This is a genomic window from Cellvibrio zantedeschiae (assembly GCF_014652535.1).
GTDB classification, from domain to species: Bacteria; Pseudomonadota; Gammaproteobacteria; order Pseudomonadales; family Cellvibrionaceae; genus Cellvibrio; species Cellvibrio zantedeschiae.
Genome location: NZ_BMYZ01000001.1, coordinates 2,038,990 through 2,058,958 on the forward strand (window position 1 = coordinate 2,038,990; position 19,969 = coordinate 2,058,958).

Consider the following 19,969-nt stretch of genomic DNA (forward strand, 5'->3'; position numbering starts at 1 on the left):
CTATTTTCATTTAACAAAACCAATATTTCCAGAAACATTGGTTTTGTTAATCTGCTTCATAAAAAGGCATCCAAAATTTATATTAACGAGTAAGTTTAAATCTCAGATAATCTGCATCACAGCCACTCCAATAAAAAGCACCCGTACCTTCTGCTGGCATTGATGACCCGCCATTTGGATGAATACACAAACCACTTTTGATATTTTGGAGGCTTCCCTGACTTGTCACTTGTATTGGTAGGCCAGGATCAACACAAGCTGGCCATAATACAAGGGGAACGCCTACACCAGCGGTACCGCCAGAAGGATGCACGCAAAAGCCCGTGCCTGTGCTCGAAGATCCCATAAATTCAAGCATACCGTTTTCACGAAGTTGAAACGAAGATGCATCTGTATTACACGTTAATGAAAAAACTATTTCTGTCCCGGCAGCGGGATTAACCACTCCATTTTTGGTCGACAAACACATTCCACTTGTGACCTGGATAATTTTATTTACTCCAACGGAATCTCTAGCGGTTGCAAAAGCTCTTACTGTTTCTCGCCGAAACATTCTTGGACCATATCCACGATAAGTATCATCAGTAGCGATAACGGTACCTAACCAATAATCGCGATACCAAGGCATCCAGCCATCAGTTTCACTTTTATATTTATTAAATTCCGCACCATGTAAATAACCCTCGGGTAACGGTAATCCGAAACGATCAAAATGCGAATCGAATCCGTGCATGGGTTCATGAATAAAAACTTCCGTTGGCTCATTGGCACCGGAAATCCATTGAGCTGCCGGGGTAGTGCCACCATTCACGGTTGCCCATAAGGTATAATTTGACTCTTTGCTACTTCCTTGCCCCCAGCCCCAACCTCCGGATACATTGCCTGGTGTAAAAAATAAGGTAACCGTATCGTACTTACCAATGGGCACAAATCGTTGTACATCGTCCTGCACATTTACGGCGGCCGGAAGATAAGTTACTCCATCATTGGTAAATGATGTGATTGGATTGGGCGAAATCACAGTTTCTGCTTTCCAAGTAACTCTGCCATCAGTCATACGTTTAAACCACAAGGCAACATCCCTTTCATATGATGTACTTGCAGCTGCCATGATATCTGAAGCTATTCTTGCTGAAGCCAAACCAGGTACATTAGTAAATTCTTTTATCAATAATAATGATTTAACTTCGTACTCAACTGGCTTGGAACGCTCGCCATAACCCACTGGCTCGAAATACCAACGAGCATGTTCTCCACACTCACCCATAGCAATTCCTGTTTGCGGATGAGCGACCACACACCCTCCGTAGAACGAACGGAGTTGGTAAATCGCTGGCCTCTCCTCACTGCGGGCACGCAACATGTCTAATGCCCAAAAACCACTAGCATCCCCGCACGTAGCCAAGCCTTTTGAAATTAAAGGGGTCAAGCATTCACCAGAGCCTTCCAAAGAAATTTGCAAACGCTCATCACCCAGCTTTTTAACACGCCATTGTTGTTTGATATTTCCAGAATATTCAGACTCAACTAAATTGCCCGAAACCGGGTCACGAGTTAAGGTCATTCTGGTGTCCCTATTCACCAACCGCCACAACCCTATTTCTACATTCTCATTCGGTGTTGCAAAACCTGGACTCAACTTTACCCAGTTCAGAACCTGGGATGGTGTCGTAAATTTAATACGTAACTTATGTAAACCAGCGGCAACTCTAAAAGATGTTGAATCAAAACTTTGCCAGCTATTGAATGATCCGGTTGAAGATAAACCCAACTCGGCAACTTCAATACCATCAATTTCTATTTGCTGTCTACTTAGAGCAATCGTTGCACTACGTGAGGTCAATTTGAAAATATTGCCCGCAGGTACATTTATATCCCACTCGACATAATCACCCGCCTCTATTCCCGCAATGTGCTGGCCGTTCACATCATCATTATTAGTGTCATACCAAATACCTGAAGTGCGCTCATTACGCTCACCTTCCAATTTATTATTTATATCTCGTCCAATGGAAGACGAGCTCGAAGACCTGGATGAGCTGGAAAATGACGAACTGAAAATAGAGGAAGAGAGTGAAAATTGGCTAGACAAGCTGAGGCTGGAATAACTGATAGCAGATGAATAAGAGCTGGCAGAACTAATAGCAGAAGAACGCGAGCTACTTTCAATCACTGATGCTGATATAGAGGAAGGTTGCGATGAAGAGGCAACAACAGTACTCGAACTTGTATTACTTGTTGAACCAGATAATTCACTTGAACTCGCCTGATCTTTACTAGAGATCTCACTTGATAGTGCAGAAGATGAAACCGCAGGGGCACTTGATGCAACGGGTGTTGAATTACTTCCTGGGTTACCTGTCGATGTTGAGCTACCACCAGATCCACCACCACAAGCACTAAGAACACAAACCCACAAAAATAAGGAGGATTTTTTTACGCATAAGTTATAGCATGCCCGCACCATTACAATCTCCCTTTGAGAAAAACAGATCAATTATTATAGATTGCATATTATACAACCTATTTTGTTCATTATTCATCCTTTGAGTAATGAAGCAGTTTATGAAACTGGTGACTCCCTGACCACTACTCCATACCCCTGCCACTTACGCGCCTTCCAACGGAAATATTTAATGAGTGCACGCACGCCTTCGTCTAGAACCGCTGCTATCAACAATCCGAATATACCGAGGTGTAGGGGCACAGCTAACACATAAGCCAGAGGCACTGAGAAAAGCCAGATCACTGCAATACTGGATACTGAAGTGAAAGTCGCGTCTCCAGTACAGCGAAGCGCCCCCCCAATAATAATATTGGTCGTGCGCATAGGTTCTGCCAGGAAACCTAACAAGAAAACCCAAAACCCTATAGAAATAATTTCAGGATCGTTCGTAAACATTTTTAAAATCGGTTGATTGAACACCAACCAAAGTGCAGCAAGGATACTTGTACCAATAAGCGAAGCTTTTAAACTTTGCCGCAATTGTAAATGCGCTAAATCAAACTCCTTACGCCCAACTCGCTGCGCAATAATAGCTTCTGTTGCCATGCTGAGTGCGATTGAAATCATTAAACAAAAAAGAAACGTATTGTAAGTATATATTTTTACTTTTAACGCAAGATCACTTACGCCTGCCGCAATCCAGTTCAAAACAATCATATAACCCTGGAATGACATAGGCTCCAAAATAGCAGGCGCGGCAATCAATAATATCGGTGTCATCAACACACCAAACTGCGCAAATGATGATTTGAAAGGAATATGAATTCGCAACCGGAAATGTACAGCTGCCATAACAAACAATAAACTGCTAAACGCAGCAAAAATACTGGCAAGCGCTACGCCCGTGACACCTGATGGTGGAATAGATTTGAATCCATAAACCGCTACCAGATTTCCAATTACGTTTACCGAAAAAAAGATTACATTACTGTAAGTATTCCATTTGGGTGCACCATAAATATTTAAAATAGTTTGGTAGATTAAACGGCAGCCCCAAAAACCCACCATCCAACCAATAATAGATAAGTATTCAACAGCGTAGGTTTCGACCGCGTCACTTAGGTTCATCGCGCGAGCTACAACACAGCCACCATAATTTACCGCGAGAATCGCAATTATAGATAAACAAATAACAAAGAAACTGTAAGCGCCAATAGTCGCATTACCGCGCTGATAATCATTGGCACCAATGCGTTGACCAGCGATACTTGCACCCGCAAACGCACTGACTTGCAAAAAGGCATTAGCAACAAACACTAAAGGTGTAACTGCGCCGACTGCTGCCGCAGCCGAATCAGATACACGGCTGAGGAAATACATATCGACGAGGGGGATGGTATAAGTGACAGCCTGGTCAAAGAACATGGGGGCGCTCATACCCCACAAACCTTTTTCCAATACCTGACTTTTAGGAGATTTGTGCATCAACAACAACTCAAGATGAAGTTGATGCACATGTTACCAATTTAGCGAATAATTTTCCCTGAGGCCAAAGGTAAAGATCCTATAAGGATATTAAGAATTCCAACTTTATCAGCTTGTTAACTCGCTTCACGCAATACCACCATTGGAGGCGTTGTGACCACCGGTCTACAACACAACACACCCAACACACTGATAAACACAGCACTGCCAAAAGGTACAATCAACCAATAAATAAAATGAGGTTGCATAGGGTTTTTGAAAATAAATTTTTGCATAGATAGCAGTAACGACTCCGCCCCAACAACAGCAATCAAACCAGACAGCAATCCCAATACCAAAAACTCTACTAAAACGCTCCCTAAAATTAATTGTCGAGAGCTACCAAGGGCGCGTAGCAAGCCAGCCTCCTGCTTACGGCTATCGATGCTGCTCATCACCGCTGCAAATAGCACAAGGGAACCAGCAACAAGCGTTAACCACAATACCAAACCTATACCGTCGCTGACCTGATTAATAATATTGCGTATCTGATCAATAATCCGATCTAACTCGATAACCGTTATAGTCGGGTATTGGCGTAGCAACTGATTAATAAAAAGCTTTTGTTCCGCCGGCAAATAAATACTGGTCATATAAGTTGGTGAAAAAGGATCAAGTGCTTGCGGTTCAAAAATGAAAAAGAAATTAGGGTTCATTGTCTTCCAGCTTAAGCTGCGAATACTTGCAACCTGCACGTCAAGCTCAAGCCCGCCGAATGAAAAACGTAGTTTGTCACCCAATTTCAAATTCATACTTTTAGCAACACCATCTTCTACGGATACACCGGGCAAAGAGGTCTTATGCCACTTATCCCACCACTCACCCTGTAATATTTTATTGTCTTCCGCTAAAACCTCTGCCTGGGTTAAATTGAGTTCACGCTGCAGAGCATTCGCACCTTTAACCATTTCCTCATCAGGAACAGATCCATTAATTTGAATTAGCCGACCTCTAATCATGGGATATAGGGGAGCGCTTATTAATTTTTCATTCGTCAGCATAGATCTAACGTTATCAACATCCGTTGGAGCAATATTTAATAAAAAATGGTTAGGTGAATTTTCCGGAACCTGGCTTTTCCAATCATCAATTAATGACGTGCGCACAATAGCCAAGGTAACTAATAACATGATTGCAATGGCAAACACCATAATCTGCACAAGGCTTTGACCTTTACGGCGTTGCAAATTAGAAAATGCCAAGCGTCCAAATCCGCCCATTTTTGTGGAGAGTGATTTGCTGATCAACAACAGCATCCATGACAGCAGCAAGGAGACTATAATAATCACCACTAGCGCACCACTAATGCTTGCCGCCAGCTTTATGTCCTGACTAAATAAAAATATCAAAGCAACCACTGCAAACAATGCCAAAATTCCTTGTCCCCAGGAGCGCAAACTACTAACTTCCATTTCTTTACGCAGGATTTTCAACGGCGGAATTGTTGGTAAAAACCACAGCGACGGCAGCGCAAAAAAAGTGAGGCAGATCAAACCACTAAAAAAGCTCAACACATATGGCAGAAGATGTCCGCCTTGCAAAACCAGGTTGTAATTTTTTTCTAAATTATGAGCAACAAAAATTTCAATTGCGCAACCCAACAGCAATCCTAATGCAGACGCAATACTACCTAATATAAATAGCTGCCCAAAATACAGTTGCCGAATTCTGTTAGCGCTGGTGCCCAAGCTTTTCATTAAAGCAACTTGATTAGTATGGCGTTCCGAAAATTGGCGCGCAGCAATTGCAATTGCAACACCAGCTAACAAAACAGCAATAGCGGCCGCAAAGAGTAAAAAATTTCGGCTGGACTTTAAGGTGTTAGACAAACGCTCTTGGCTTGTAGCAACACTACCCACTCTTTCATGTTTACTAAGCTGAGGCTTTAACCATTCAATAAATTTATCGACCTTGCCATCCTTATCACTGGCGAGCAGCCACGAGTAGGAAATATTGCTGCCTTCCTTGGTAACCTGCGTGGCAGGAACATCATCTATGCTCATCAAAATTTTTGGAGCCAAGGTTGAAAAGAAACTTCCACTTTCCGCCTCCCGAATCACAACATGGGTAACTTGTAATTCGAGGTCACCAATAAAAAGCTTATCGCCCACATTAATATTAAGTTGCGCCAGCAAACGAGAATCTACCCAGATCTCACCCGAACGCGGAGCGGATGTTGCAAATTGAATATCTTTCGCATCCATGGCAAAAGGTTTGTTGCTAATTTTTAGTTGTCCACGTAATGGATAATTTTTTTCCACCGCTTTAACGGAAGCCAAATGCATTTCGTCACCGGCATAAACCATTGACGAAAATTCAATAGTATTAGATTGTAATAAACCATCTTGCTGAGCGCGCAATTTCCACTCAGGATTCATCGTGCGGGTGCTATTTATCCAGGAATCCGCACCAAGCAGTGCATTGCTCTGATTTATCAAAGTTGATTCAAGACGATCAGTAAATATTGCAATTCCACTGAGCACAGCGACTGCCAACACAATGGAAACACCGAGCAGCTTTAACTCGCCACTGCGCCAGTTACGTAGTAATAATTGTAGAGCTAACATCATTTCATCTCCTCTTTAAATGGTTAAAGATCGTTAGAAATAATGCTGCCAGCAGAAAGCTCAATGTGCTTATGGCACAAAGAAGCCAAACGCTGCTCGTGGGTAATTAATATTAATGTAGTACCTTGCGAACGATTCAATTCAAATAATAAATCAATAATTTTTGCGCCGGTTGCGCTATCCAGATTTCCGGTGGGCTCATCGGCAAAAAGAATTTTAGGCTGACTGGCAAATGCGCGAGCTATCGCAACACGTTGTTGTTCACCGCCGGATAATTGTTGTGGGTAATGCTTAAGACGTTTTTCCAAGCCTACATGACGCAAAAATTCTGTGGCCAAACTGCGAGCTTGTTTGTTGCCGCACAACTCTAGCGGCAACATGACATTTTCTAATGCGGTTAGTCCGGGCAAAAGCTGGAATGACTGAAATATAAATCCCACGCTCTGAGCACGCACCTTAGCCCTGCCTTCTTCATCCAGGCTGGTGAGGCTATTATTATCCAGATAGACCTCGCCAGAGGTAGGTACATCCAATCCTGCCAAAATACCCAAGAGGGTGGATTTGCCTGAGCCAGAGGCTCCTGTAATTGCAAGGGATTCCCCCGCAGCAACACTCAATGTGATAGGTTGCAATATTTCCAACTCACCTTCCTGGGTGGTCACTGATTTCGTTATTGCTCGTACATCAAGTATTAATGCAGACGACATAATTAATTCTCTTGGGTTGTAAAATCAAATATTGCCACAATGCTTATCAAAGCAATGTTAAGTTTCGCAATCAAGTTTGACGAGGCATAATGCGTTAAAGATGCAGTCACAAAAATTTTTTTAATTCGCAGGATTTATCGAGACATTTATATAGACAAAGGAATTCAATCGCTATCAAAATAGCCCCATCCTTAAGACCACAATGCCACATTTACAGGAAGCCTTAGCATGACTTTTGTCAGAATTTTGGTGCTCGCATTATTCACTTTTGTAGCAACATTTGCCTTTGCCAAACAACCAAGCATTCTTGTTATGGGCGATAGCTTGAGCGCTGGCTACGGAATTAAATTGGAACAAGGATGGGTGCACCTGTTACAACAGGAACTGGCTAAAAAGCAACAAGCCACTCTTATAAACGCGAGCGTGAGTGGTGAAACAACCAGTGGTGGTTTAACCCGCCTGCCCGCGCTGCTTAGCAAACACAAACCTGATATTGTTATTCTTGAATTAGGGGGCAATGATGGGTTGCGCGGCCAGCCGTTAAAAATCATGCGAGAAAATTTACAAGCAATGATTAGCTTAAGCCAAGGTAGTAATGCAAAAGTATTGCTTGCGGGAATGCAAATCCCACCGAATTATGGGCAACGCTACACAACACAATTTAAAGATATTTACCCGGAACTTGCAGAAAAAAATAAAATCTTGCTGATTCCTTTTTTGCTGGAAGATGTAGCAGGCCATAGCAACCTTATTCAACCGGACAACATACATCCGACAGCAGAAGCACAGCCAGCCATTGTAAAAAATGTCTTGCCTGTTTTATTACCGATGATCAAAGAAGCTGCGCAATAGAAATGACTAGAGAGCAGCTTCCATATAGTCCACCATAAGCTGCACAGTTTTATTACCGCGGAATTCATTCACATCCAGGCGATAAGCCACTTTTACTTTTTTCGCCTGCAAATTTGGCCAAAGCTTGGCATCAATATTAAACGCTATGGCATCTACCAATTGTTGCCCCAGTGGATCAACACCCAAGGTCATTTTCAGGTGCTTTTCACCCAAGAGTTTCTGCTGAATTAGAAAGAATTCACCATCAAAAACCGGCTCTGGAAAATGTTGTCCCCAAGGGCCTGATTCGCGTAACTGCTGGGCCATCGACAAATTAAAATCTTGCGCGTGTAGTTCACCATCGCTTAGCACTACAGCAGACAAATCATCCTGCGTTAATTGACGGCGCACTTCGTCATCAAAAGCCCGCGCAAACGCAGAAAAATTTTCGCGAGTCAAACTCATTCCAGCAGCCATAGCGTGACCGCCAAACTTTTGCAAAATGTGTGGATGACGTGCGGCTATTGCATCCAAGGCATCGCGAATATGAAACCCGTGGATTGAACGCGCAGAGCCTTTGATTTGCCCGTCGCCAACATCTGCAAACACAATGGTTGGTCGATGATATTTATCTTTAATTCGCGAAGCCAAAATACCAATCACACCCTGATGCCATGTTTCATCAAACAAACACACGCCCCAGGGTAACGCATCTTCATCTGCCGATAACACTTTTTGCAGCATAGACATAGCCTCCTGCTGCATACCGGTTTCAATGGCTTTTCTGTCCTTATTTAAATCGTCCATCTGCATGGCCATTTCACGTGCAAGAGATTCACTTTCACAAATCAGACATTGAATGCCGAGAGACATATCGTCCAAGCGCCCTGCCGCGTTTAGACGTGGGCCCAGTGCAAATCCAAAATCACTGGCAACAACTTTATGCGCTTGCTTGCCTGCGACATCTAACAGAGCATTTATTCCCGGACGCGCCATACCCGCACGAATTCGCTGCAAACCTTGGGCAACGAGAATACGATTATTGTGATCAAGGGGAACAACGTCCGCCACTGTGCCGAGCGCAACCAAATCTAAAAAGCTCGCCATATTCGGTTCAGTAATTCCGCTTTCTGCAAACCAGCCCATTTGACGCAACTCAGCACGCAATGCGTTCATTACGTAAAAAATAACACCAACACCCGCAAGATTTTTGCTGGGGAATTCGCAACCGGGTTGATTGGGATTTACGATGGCATCTGCTTCGGGCAATTCACTACCCGGCAAATGGTGATCTGTTACGATTACTGCAATACCTAATTCGCGCGCTGCATTTACACCTTCGATACTGGAGATTCCGTTATCTACAGTGATGATTACATCCGGTTCCTGCGCGGCAGCTACGGCAACAATTTCTGGCGTTAAACCGTAACCATATTCAAAGCGGTTGGGCACCAAAAAATCCACATTATGCAAACCCATTGCACGCAAAGCCAAGACTGCAAGCGCACTGCTGGTTGCGCCGTCAGCGTCAAAATCACCAACGATTATTATTTTTGCACCGGCAACAACTGCATCCGCCAAAATACTTACAGCTTCCTGCAAACCTTTGAAGTTTGGTTTATGCAGCTGCGCGAGTTGATATTGCAATTCATGTTGCTGCTGAATGCCGCGAGCGCTGTAGATGCGTTGCAGTAAGGGATGAACTGATTCATCGAATTTAGTTTGTTGATCGATTGCACGGCGTTTGATAATTTTTTTCATAAGTAGATTTTAATTTAACAGGGAATCGTCATCCTCGCGAAGCGGGGATCCAGCTTTTGATTTTGTAAACTAAAAGAGCTGGATCCCCGCTTCGCGAGGATGACGATTCCCTATTTACTCTACTCAATCACTTAAAAAGAAAGAAATAGTTTTTAAAAACAAAAAACGCCGCATTAGCAAACCAATGCGGCGTTTCGTTATACGCAGAATACTAAATTATTTGCGCACGTTAGCCGCAATAAAATCCTGAACCTTTTTAAGCTCTTGCGGCAATACAGTGTAACGCTCTTCGCGCTCAAACAAATCTGTCATGTGATGCGGCAACGCTGGATCTTCATCCTGCCCTGCCTTACGCACTGCTTCCGGGAATTTTGCAGGATGCGCAGTTGCTAAACACACCATTGGAATGTCGTGACGACGGCGAGTCTTACGCGCGGCTTCAACACCAATAGCAGTGTGTGGATCAAGCAAGTATTCGGTATTTTCAAATACATCGCGAATCACATCAATAGTGACATCATCATTCACGCCGTAGCTAGTAAATAACTCACGTGCGCGTGAAAGTGCAGATTCTTTTAATACCATGCTGCCTGATTTGAAATCTTCCATTAGCTGGCGAATTGCATTGCCATCGCGATCATACAAATCAAACAACATACGCTCGAAGTTGCTCGATACCATGATATCCATGCTTGGCGACAAGGTATGTTGCAATTGATTTTTGCTGTGATCGTTACTGCTAATACAACGGTGCAATATGTCGTTGCTGTTGGTGGCAATAACTAATTGATCAACCGGCAAGCCCATTTTCTTAGCAAGATAACCCGCAAAAATATCACCAAAGTTTCCAGTAGGAACAGAGAAAGCAATTGGACGATGTGGAGCGCCGAGCGCCAAACCTGCGTAGAAGTAGTAAACGATTTGCGCCATGATACGCGCCCAGTTAATGGAGTTTACCGCTACTAGTTGACGACCTTCTGGCAGAAAAGATTGATCGCCAAAACTTGCTTTCACCATATTTTGGCAATCGTCGAAGTTACCTTCGAGTGCAATATTGAAAACGTTCGGTGCAAGTACAGTGGTCATTTGGCGACGCTGAACTTCAGACACGCGATTGTTCGGGTGCATGATAAAAATATCGATGTTATCGCAACGGCGACAACCTTCAATTGCTGCTGAACCTGTATCGCCAGAGGTTGCGCCCATGACCACAACTTTTTGGTTACGCTTTTTCAATAAGTGGTCAAGCAAGTGACCTAAAAATTGCAACGCGAAATCTTTAAACGCAAGCGTTGGGCCTTGGAACAACTCCAGAATAAATTCGTTATGTGCAGTTTGCACGAGCGGAGCAATTGCATCATGACGGAAAGTTGCGTAAGCATCGGCAATAATTTTTTTGAAATCCTCATCGCTCACCGCACCAGCAACAAATGGCTTCATTACGTTGAACGCCAAATCCTGATATGACAAGCCAGCCCATGACGCAATTTCTTCTTTTGAAAAAGTTGGCAAAGTTTCTGGCACATACAAACCGCCATCAGGAGCCAAACCAGTTAGAACAACTTCTTCGAAAGAAAGCGCAGGTGCAATGCCGCGGGTGCTGATGTATTTCACGTTAATTAACCTTTTACAAAATTTTCAAAATTATTTCGATACTGCGCGTATTGTCACTTACTTCAATGATTCAACACGAATGCGAACAACAGGAGCTGAAATAGAATCAAGTGATTCAATTTTGCTAATCGCAGCAATCATTTTCTTTTCTTGCACACGATTGGTAAGCAAAATTAACGGCACAGTTGATTCACCCTCCTTCGCTTCTTTTTGAATCATGGCCTCAATACTGATCCCCGAGTCGCTCAAAATAGTCGCAACTTTAGAAAGAACGCCTGGCTTATCCAACGCAGACATACGCAGGTAATAAGCGGTTTCAATTTCATCCATTGGCAAATGTTTTTGCTCGGTAACGAACTCGTCCTGAAAACCAAGATAAGGAACGCGGTGAGCTGGGTCTGCAAGCAAAGTACGCGCAACATCAACAATATCACCTACAACAGACGAACCTGTTGGCTCTGCACCCGCGCCAGCGCCGTAATAAAGTGTTGGACCTACAGCATCACCTTTTACCAATACAGCATTCATAACGCCATCAACATTCGCGATTAAGCGCTTTTCTGGAATCAGCGTTGGGTTTACATGCAATTCAATTCCACCGGCAGAGCGACGCGCTATACCCAAGTGCTTGATGCGATAGCCAAGCTCTTCAGCGTAATTCACGTCTTCAGTCGAAATTTTGGTGATGCCTTCTGTGAATACTTTTTTCACATCGAGCGGAATGCCAAATGCTAGCGAAGCCAAAATCACCAACTTGTGCGCCGCATCAATACCTTCTACGTCGAAAGTTGGATCTGCTTCGGCATAACCCAACTCTTGCGCTTCTTTAAGCACATCTTCGAAAGCACGACCTTTGTCGCGCATTTCGGTCAAAATAAAGTTGGTAGTACCGTTAATGATGCCCGCCAACCATTCAATGTTGTTAGCAGCCAAACCTTCACGGATAGATTTGATAATTGGTATACCGCCTGCAACAGCAGCTTCAAACGCAACAGTGACACCTTTAGCTTTAGCGGCCGCAAAAATTTCATCGCCGTGATGAGCAATCAATGCCTTATTTGCTGTAACGATATGCTTGCCATTAGCGATTGCAGTCAATACCAAATCTTTGGCAACGGTAGTGCCGCCGATTAACTCAACAACGATATCAACAGCTGGATTATTCACCACATCGAAAATATCGCGGGTAACGGAATAGCCTGACGTATCCACTTTCGGGTTATCGCGACGGGCGCCAATTTGCACAATAGACACATTGCAACCTGAGCGGGCATCGATCAGCTTTTTGTTGCGTGTGAGTATGTTTACAGTGCCGCTAGCGACGGTTCCAAGACCGCAGATGCCCACGTTGACCGTGCGCGCAGAGTTGACTGGATTCAAGTAGATTCCCCTAAGCGTGAAAGCCCAAAAAAAGAAACGAAAAAATAAGGATTGAACCCCAAGCATTTAGCCGGTTTTCAAAAAAGGTGGTCACCATACTCAGGGAAGTCAGGGCTGTCAATGCACCAGCCCTGCTGATAAGCGAAGTTCTACAGAAAAACGAAAATTACAAAATACCAAGATCTTTTGCGAGCTGACTTGGGGGCAAATAACCTAACTTGATAGTGCCATCTGGCATCCAAAGTGCGGGGGTTGCACTCACACCCAAACGCCCGCCCAATTCGAATTGCGCAGCAACAGGATTGGGGCACGTGAGGTTTGGAACCTCATAGCCTTCTTTAACTTTGGTCAATACAGCTTGCTTGTCTTTAGAGCACCAGGCGGTTACCAGCTTGTCTGCAGATGGGCTGGGGATACCGGAGCGCGGGAAAGCCAAATAACGAATTTCAATACCCAGCTTGTTGTAATCAGCCATTTCACTATTTAGCTTACGGCAATAACCACAGTCCACATCAGTAAACACATAAACCACAGCCTTGGTTTTTGCAGGTTTGAAGTTAATGGAGTCTTTGGGATTGATGGTTGTCAGCATTTTCTTGCGCTCGGCAACCAAGGCCGGATCTTCCCATTTAGCGATGCCGGTAGAGGTAACGTCAAAAATATCGCCCTGGATAAATTTGCTACCGTCGGCGGTGACCAATACATCGCTACCGCCAATTTGCACAAGGTACAAGCCAGCAATAGGGGAAGGACGAACCGAAGTCACTTTGTATTGGGGAATCGCCTGGGAAAGCTTGGCAATGATAATAGACTCGGGTGTTGGGCGCTTAAGCAAGTTGCCCGGTGCATCGGCCGCATAAGCAGCACCCATGCAGAAAAAAGCCATGAAACCAAACCATAAAGACAGGCGACTAGCAGCCATAACTAACTCCAAAACGATAAATTAACCGCGCGGGTGATGCGCAGCGTGCTGTGCTTTCATTCGTGTACGCGCAATATGCGTGTAAATCTGTGTTGTTGATAAATCACTGTGCCCCAATAGTAATTGTACCACTCGCAAATCAGCTCCGTGATTTAAAAGATGGGTCGCAAACGCGTGCCTGAGGGTATGCGGCGATAAAGGTTTATCGATACCCGCAACTGTAGCCCAATGCTTGATGCGATGCCAAAAAGTTTGGCGGGTCATGTGCTGCGCGCGCGTACTGGGAAATACCACTTCGTTAGGCAAGTTATTCAGCAAAAAAGGTCTTGCCTCGCGAAAATATTTTTCCAGCCATGAAGCAGCTTCCTCCCCCATAGGAATTAGCCGCTCTTTACTACCTTTCCCCATTACGCGAATTACATTCTGACGTAAATTGATTTGCGGCATAGTCAGGGTTACCAATTCAGTCACTCGTAAGCCACAAGCGTAAAGAACCTCCAGCATAGTGCGATCACGTAACCCGATAGGATCCTCCAAATCTGGGGCATCCAACAATGCTTCGACATCAGCTTCGGTTAAAGATTTCGGTAAGGAGCGAGGTAATTTTGGGCTTTCGATTAACGCCATAGGGTTTTCTTGCAAAACACCCTCTCGCAATTGGTGGCGATAAAACCCGCGCATGCACGAGAGAAAACGCGCACTTGAACGGCTTTGAAGCTTCTGCGACAACCGGTGCGCAAGATAGGACTGTAGATCAACAGAAGTAACGCCCAACAAATTCTTTCCCTGCAAACATAACCACTGAGCAAACAAGGTTAAATCTGTGCGATAGGAATCCAGCGAGTTTTGACTCAGGCCTTTCTCCATCCAAATCGCATCAAGATAAAGTGCGATAACACTTTCTTCGTGCGCCGATAGCGGTTGCGGTAAATCAGCTTCCATTAAAGCATCTCAAAAAATTCGAGATTAACAGAAAACAAAAAGCCAGGGCAGTTTCCTGCGCTGGCTTTTGCGGTTATAGCAACTAAAAAATTTAGCTGACTATTAAACCAATTTTTCCTTAATACGTGCAGCCTTACCAGTAAGGTCGCGCAGGTAGTAAAGTTTAGCTTGACGTACATCACCACGACGCTTCAGGGTGATGCTCTCGATTTGGCGAGAGTGAGTTTGGAAAGTACGCTCAACACCAACACCGTGAGAAATTTTACGTACGGTGAAAGCAGAGTTCAAACCACGGCTACGGATAGCGATTACAACGCCTTCGAAAGCCTGTGAACGCACGCGATCACCTTCTTTTACTTGTACCTGAACTACAACGGTGTCACCTGGTGAAAATTCGGTTACGTTGGCTTTCAGTTGTTCAGCTTCGAGAGCCTGAATAATTTTGTTAGTCATTGATATTCTCCTAAGAGTCTATAGCTTCACAGCTAGAGTGTGTCGTTATCAAGGTCCCGACGATAATCCGTCAACAGCTTTTGCTGTTCCTCGGTTAAGTTTATTGCTTGCAATAAATCTGGCCTTTTCAGCCATGTTCGCCCTAACGCTTGTTTCAAGCGCCAGCGCCGAATCAGTTCATGGTTACCAGACATTAAAACCTCTGGAACCCTCATGCCTTCAAATTCTTCCGGCCGAGTGTAGTGCGGGCAATCTAACAAACCCGCAGTAAACGAATCTTGCTCTGCCGATAGCGCGTGCCCTAAAGCCCCCGGAATTAACCGCGTTACCGCATCTATCAACACCATCGCCGGCAACTCGCCACCGCTTAACACATAATCACCGATGGACCATTCTTCATCGATAACTGTGTCGAGCAAGCGCTCGTCTATGCCTTCGTAGCGCCCTGCGATCAAAATCATGTTGTTATAGCCCGAAAGCTGCACAACACCCGCTTGATCCAGCGTTCTACCCTGTGGCGACAGGTAAATCACTTTGGCTTCACTACCCGCCCAGACCTTGGCTTCTGCGATAGCATCCCGCAAGGGTTGCACCATCATCACCATACCGGGGCCGCCACCGAAGGGGCGATCATCCACTGTTGAGTGGCGATCATGCGCAAAATCTCGTGGAGTGATAGTTTTCAACTCCACCAAACCTTGCTTGAGCGCGCGACTGGTAATACCAAAGTTGGCGATAGCGCCAAACATATCGGGGAAGATCGAGATTACCGCTATCTTTAACGGTGACCCGCTTGTTTGTGGTTGATTATCCACCACAGCCCCTCAATGATTTTAAAACTTAAAATTCTGGATCCCAGTCAACTAGTATCTCGCCTGCCGTTAAATCCACAGAGAGAACAAATTGCTCGGGAACATAAGGCACTAAACGTTCTTTTTGGTCGATAGATTCAGCATCGCCGACCACCACCAACACATCGTTAGCACCCGTTTCAAACAGTTTTGACACAATCCCCAAGCGCTGACGCGTACCGGAAAACTGTGTGTATACTGCCAAGCCCTCAAGCTGACTCCAGTAGTATTCACCATCATCCAGCTCTGGCATGAGATCGCGTTCAATCGCAATATCGAAACCGGTAAATTCCATCGCCAAATCGCGATCATCCACCCCAACAATATGCGCAACAAAAGCGTCGCCATGCGGTCTTGCATCATCAATCTCAACCTTTTTGACACCGTGGGCTGTTTTCAACCACCAAGGGTGATACTCAAAGAGGTTTTCTTGCGGCTCGGTGTAAGAGTGAACCTTCACCCAACCTTTAATACCAAATACAGCAGTGATACGCCCAACGTTGATTAAATCTAATTTTTTCTCAGACATTAGGCGTCAAATCACTTAAGCAGCTTTTTGGCTTTTAACGAGAGCAGCAACGCGATCACTCAATTGAGCGCCTTGAGCAACCCAGTGAGCCAAACGGTCAGCATCAACACGCAAAGTTTCTTCTTGACCACGAGCAACTGGATTGAAGAAACCAATACGCTCAATGAAACGGCCGTTACGAGCGCTGCGGCTGTTGGTTACAGTCAAGTGATAAAATGGACGAGCTTTAGAGCCGCCACGTGACAGACGAATAGTTACCATTGAGGTCTTCTTCCTGTGTTTGTTTAGAGGAGAGCGTTAATGCTCTCAGTTAAAAAAATGTTAATCGCACAACAAGGTATGCGAAAGGCGCGGCATTTTAAGGGAAAGCGATGGGTTTGTATAGACTTGTTTCGCCCCTAAACCACAAGATCTAGGGAGCCATATCCTCAAATCGACTGGTTACTGGTAGATCGATGGACTGAGCAAAGCCCGGCAAAGTGATTTTTGACTGACTAATAGTAATTTGGCTCTCATCAACCAGGTTTTTACCAAAGTGATAGATAGTATCGAAATTACCCTTAAGCGCTTGCTGGTCATAATCATTCGCATTGGCTACAACCGCCGCTCGGCGCTCCTGATAAGCCGCTACAGCATCAGCCCCATAACGACGACTCAGCATTGACGCCACTACATGAGGCGCCAAAAGATTCGCCGTAGCGTTATTGCCTCCAAAGCCTTTGGAGTTCAGGAAAGCAACATCAATAGGCGAGGACCTACGGTCAACATCTTTAATCGATATTTGCAGGCGCTCGGCAAAAACATCATCCGCAACCTTGTCGATGGTTTTAATGCCCGGAATCAGGCCGTATTTGAAAACTCCCAAGCTGGAGATCAACTGCTCGCCACTTGCAGCAGCCAACGAATGACCAACGTAAGCCTTCACTGCAGAAACCGGCCACTGCGTAATACCAAAAGTTTGGGCGATTTGATCGAAAATATGCGATTCAGTGACACGGTTTTGCGGAGTGCTTGAACCATGGGCCTGGATCATGGAGCGCTCACGGACCGCTTCTTCACCCACCAAGGCGCGCGCTGCAGCCACAGCCTTAGCCATGGTGATGTAATTACCCGGACCGGGAGCGGAAATGGATTTTTTAAAGCCGTCAGCATTAATAAACACATCGCTCACGGCACCGTGAATGTCTGCACCCAATTCCATCACCAAGGCATCATCCATCAAGACAATGTATTGGCTAGCCTCTGCCATAGTAAAACCGGCGTTTTCACCAAACGGGCGACTTGTGCGGCGAGGATCAGCCTCTTCGGTACCATCCAATTTTCTAAGCTTTTCTTCACTGGCCAACGCACCCATGGTCGCATAGCCATCAATAATCTCAGGCAGTATGGGCGCCTCAGCAGTACCCACCACAGCAACGCGACATTTACCCGCAATAATATCTTCCACGGCAGCGCGCAGGTTATACAGAAAGGACGCACAAGCTCCCGTAATGGCACCAGTGTGGCCTACGCTCCCAAGGATGTAAGCATTTACAAAATCAGCGGGCATGGTATTTAAACCCAGCGGGCATTGTTTACTACCGACTCGACCACCTTTTAAGCGCGATTTCAGCAAACCGCCGAAACCATTTTCGTCCATTTGGCTCATAACGTTGCTGGCATAAACGGTGACCTGATCAGGATTAACAGCATCCATAATGGTCTGCCATTCAATACCAACAGATTGAATGGCATCTGAAGCGCCAATGACCGCCAATTGCAGTGCGCGCGGATGGTAATGTGAATTGTAGAGGGAACCAGGATTGAAACCGCGCGGCAACTGACCCGCAGATTTAACAGGCAGCTCGCGATAACTATCAAATTTAACTTCCAGGCCATTTGGCGCTGTGACTTGGACACGGTCATCATCCAAATCTTTTACCAACCAATTTGCGGGCACCGGCTCAGGCAAATCGCGGCGGCGCATGTCAAAAACTAGAGGTTGGTCATTGGCCCCCAGAACAGCATTTTTCTGCCAGTGAGCAGCATCCACGTCAAAAAAAGTTTTCTCAATGCGACGAATCAAGGTGCCATCTAAAACCGCAGCGCCATGCTTCGACTCTATCTGAGCCAGACTCAAGGTATTGCCTGATTCATCCTGATATTGGTCGCCTTCGTATTTCACTAAACCCATCATGACAGCCAAACCCGCCAGGGTTTCCTGACGTTCTTGCTCCGGCAAGCTCTCAATGACCATGCGACGATAAGCATGATGACCGGAACTACGGCCTGCAGCACTAAAACCACCAAAACCAACAATGATAGGCAAACGCGACATCTTTAACCTCAGGCAACAAACAAGCATTCGATAAAAACAGTCTATTGAGTTCAACCTCCAAAGTCATTGTTGATTTAGCCATAATTAATGGTATTTTAGCCATTACTAACCGAGGCCCATATGCAAAGCACCAACATCACCTTTGTCTTGCTTGAGAACATGCTTGCAACCAGCACTACCCTACCCTCCGAGATGTTGTTGGCAGCTCAAAGTGCGGCATCTAAAGCCTTAACAGTCAACGCCCAAAATACACCGCCCATACAAATACGTACCGCCAGCCTAACGGGAGAGCCGGTTTTAACTCGCTCGGGTTTGCGTTGGCAGCCAGACGGTGCGCTGCATGAATTCGCTGACAACCAGATCATTTACATCCCGGGCCTGTGGCGCAACCCTCGCCCCCTCATAAAAAAAAGCCAAGCTTTGCTGGATTGGCTAAAACAGGAATACCAAAATGGGGCATTAATTAGCGCCGTTGGCACCGGATGTTGTTTTTTGGCGGAGGCCGGATTACTGGATGGTAAAGCTGCTACTACTCACTGGCATTATTTTGATCAGTTCCAAAAAGATTACCCGCTGGTGCAACTCAAACGGCAATATTTTATTACCCAAGCGGGCAACCTTTATTGCGCAGCCAGTGTGAACTCTCTTGCCGATTTAACAGTGCATTTTATTCAACGATTATTTGGAAAAGAAATCGCCAATCACGTTGAACGGCATTTCTCTCACGAAATTCGCCGTGCTTATGAAGCGAGTGGTTTTTTTGAAAAAGAGCACAGCAACCATCCGGACGAAGACATCACCCAAATTCAAATTTGGTTACAAGATAATTATCACCGTGACATCGTTATGACACAGCTAGCCGAAAAATTTGGCATGAGTACGCGAACATTAAATCGCAGATTCAAAGCAGCACTGGGAATTTCGCCGTTAGATTTTTTACAGGAAGTTCGAATTAATATCGCCAAAGATCTATTGAAGACCACCAACTTATCTATTAACGAAATCGTTGATAAAGTTGGTTATCAAGACACAGGATTTTTTACCGCCTTATTTAAAAAGCATTTGGCAACGACACCTATTGCCTATAGGGAAACCGTACGCGCAAAATTATTTAGCACAACCTAA

General features: G+C 45.0%; 16 protein-coding genes. 2 read left to right on the plus strand and 14 right to left on the minus strand.

Annotated elements, in window-relative coordinates; all coding sequences use genetic code 11:
* Positions 1 to 82 precede the first annotated feature (82 nt).
* The 4 genes from IE104_RS09050 to IE104_RS09065 all read right to left on the minus strand — a co-directional run bounded on the left by IE104_RS09050 (position 83) and on the right by IE104_RS09065 (position 7,244).
* Entirely contained in the window at positions 83 to 2,467 is a 2,385-nt protein-coding gene (locus tag IE104_RS09050; RefSeq protein ID WP_189417659.1) for a carbohydrate-binding protein, read from the minus strand.
* Positions 2,468 to 2,563: 96 nt separating this feature from the next.
* Positions 2,564 to 3,961, minus strand: a complete 1,398-nt coding sequence (locus IE104_RS09055; RefSeq protein ID WP_229837748.1) for an MATE family efflux transporter — start codon at positions 3,959 to 3,961, stop codon at positions 2,564 to 2,566.
* A gap of 86 nt (positions 3,962 to 4,047) precedes the next feature.
* The gene (locus IE104_RS09060; RefSeq protein ID WP_229837749.1) at positions 4,048 to 6,540 is read right to left on the minus strand and encodes an ABC transporter permease; all 2,493 of its coding nucleotides are present in this window, start codon (positions 6,538 to 6,540) and stop codon (positions 4,048 to 4,050) included.
* A gap of 20 nt (positions 6,541 to 6,560) precedes the next feature.
* The gene (locus tag IE104_RS09065; protein ID WP_189417661.1) at positions 6,561 to 7,244 is read right to left on the minus strand and encodes an ABC transporter ATP-binding protein; all 684 of its coding nucleotides are present in this window, start codon (positions 7,242 to 7,244) and stop codon (positions 6,561 to 6,563) included.
* Between the two features lie 228 nt (positions 7,245 to 7,472).
* Between IE104_RS09065 and IE104_RS09070 the strand changes: the two genes are divergently transcribed.
* Positions 7,473 to 8,096, plus strand: coding sequence for an arylesterase (locus IE104_RS09070; RefSeq protein ID WP_189417662.1), 624 nt, complete (start codon positions 7,473 to 7,475; stop codon positions 8,094 to 8,096).
* A 6-nt stretch (positions 8,097 to 8,102) separates the two neighbouring features.
* Here the strand turns inward: IE104_RS09070 and recJ are convergent, their stop codons facing one another.
* The 10 genes from recJ to IE104_RS09120 all read right to left on the minus strand — a co-directional run bounded on the left by recJ (position 8,103) and on the right by IE104_RS09120 (position 18,844).
* Entirely contained in the window at positions 8,103 to 9,836 is a 1,734-nt protein-coding gene (recJ, locus tag IE104_RS09075; protein ID WP_189417664.1) for a single-stranded-DNA-specific exonuclease RecJ, read from the minus strand.
* 216 nt (positions 9,837 to 10,052) lie between these two features.
* Positions 10,053 to 11,450: a threonine synthase gene (gene thrC / locus IE104_RS09080; RefSeq protein ID WP_189417666.1), complete on the minus strand. Its 1,398-nt coding sequence runs from the start codon at positions 11,448 to 11,450 to the stop codon at positions 10,053 to 10,055.
* Between the two features lie 57 nt (positions 11,451 to 11,507).
* Positions 11,508 to 12,830: a homoserine dehydrogenase gene (locus IE104_RS09085; protein WP_229837750.1), complete on the minus strand. Its 1,323-nt coding sequence runs from the start codon at positions 12,828 to 12,830 to the stop codon at positions 11,508 to 11,510.
* Positions 12,831 to 12,996: 166 nt separating this feature from the next.
* Positions 12,997 to 13,752 (minus strand): thioredoxin fold domain-containing protein, encoded by a 756-nt coding sequence (locus IE104_RS09090; RefSeq protein WP_189417669.1) that lies wholly within the window; start codon positions 13,750 to 13,752, stop codon positions 12,997 to 12,999.
* Between the two features lie 21 nt (positions 13,753 to 13,773).
* A complete protein-coding gene (gene xerD, locus IE104_RS09095) occupies positions 13,774 to 14,694 on the minus strand; it encodes a site-specific tyrosine recombinase XerD (RefSeq protein ID WP_189417671.1) in 921 nt (306 codons plus the stop codon).
* Positions 14,695 to 14,796: 102 nt separating this feature from the next.
* The gene (rplS, locus tag IE104_RS09100; RefSeq protein WP_444542200.1) at positions 14,797 to 15,153 is read right to left on the minus strand and encodes a 50S ribosomal protein L19; all 357 of its coding nucleotides are present in this window, start codon (positions 15,151 to 15,153) and stop codon (positions 14,797 to 14,799) included.
* Positions 15,154 to 15,179: 26 nt separating this feature from the next.
* Positions 15,180 to 15,896: a tRNA (guanosine(37)-N1)-methyltransferase TrmD gene (trmD, locus tag IE104_RS09105; RefSeq protein WP_189418403.1), complete on the minus strand. Its 717-nt coding sequence runs from the start codon at positions 15,894 to 15,896 to the stop codon at positions 15,180 to 15,182.
* A gap of 91 nt (positions 15,897 to 15,987) precedes the next feature.
* Positions 15,988 to 16,527: a ribosome maturation factor RimM gene (rimM, locus tag IE104_RS09110; RefSeq protein WP_189417674.1), complete on the minus strand. Its 540-nt coding sequence runs from the start codon at positions 16,525 to 16,527 to the stop codon at positions 15,988 to 15,990.
* Between the two features lie 15 nt (positions 16,528 to 16,542).
* Entirely contained in the window at positions 16,543 to 16,788 is a 246-nt protein-coding gene (rpsP, locus tag IE104_RS09115) for a 30S ribosomal protein S16 (protein WP_189417676.1), read from the minus strand.
* Between the two features lie 151 nt (positions 16,789 to 16,939).
* On the minus strand, positions 16,940 to 18,844 hold the full coding sequence (locus tag IE104_RS09120; RefSeq protein WP_189417677.1) for a beta-ketoacyl synthase: 1,905 nt from the start codon (positions 18,842 to 18,844) through the stop codon (positions 16,940 to 16,942).
* Between the two features lie 120 nt (positions 18,845 to 18,964).
* Between IE104_RS09120 and IE104_RS09125 the strand changes: the two genes are divergently transcribed.
* Positions 18,965 to 19,969 carry a GlxA family transcriptional regulator gene (locus IE104_RS09125; RefSeq protein ID WP_189417679.1) on the plus strand — a complete coding sequence of 335 codons (1,005 nt, stop codon included), beginning with the start codon at positions 18,965 to 18,967 and terminating at the stop codon, positions 19,967 to 19,969.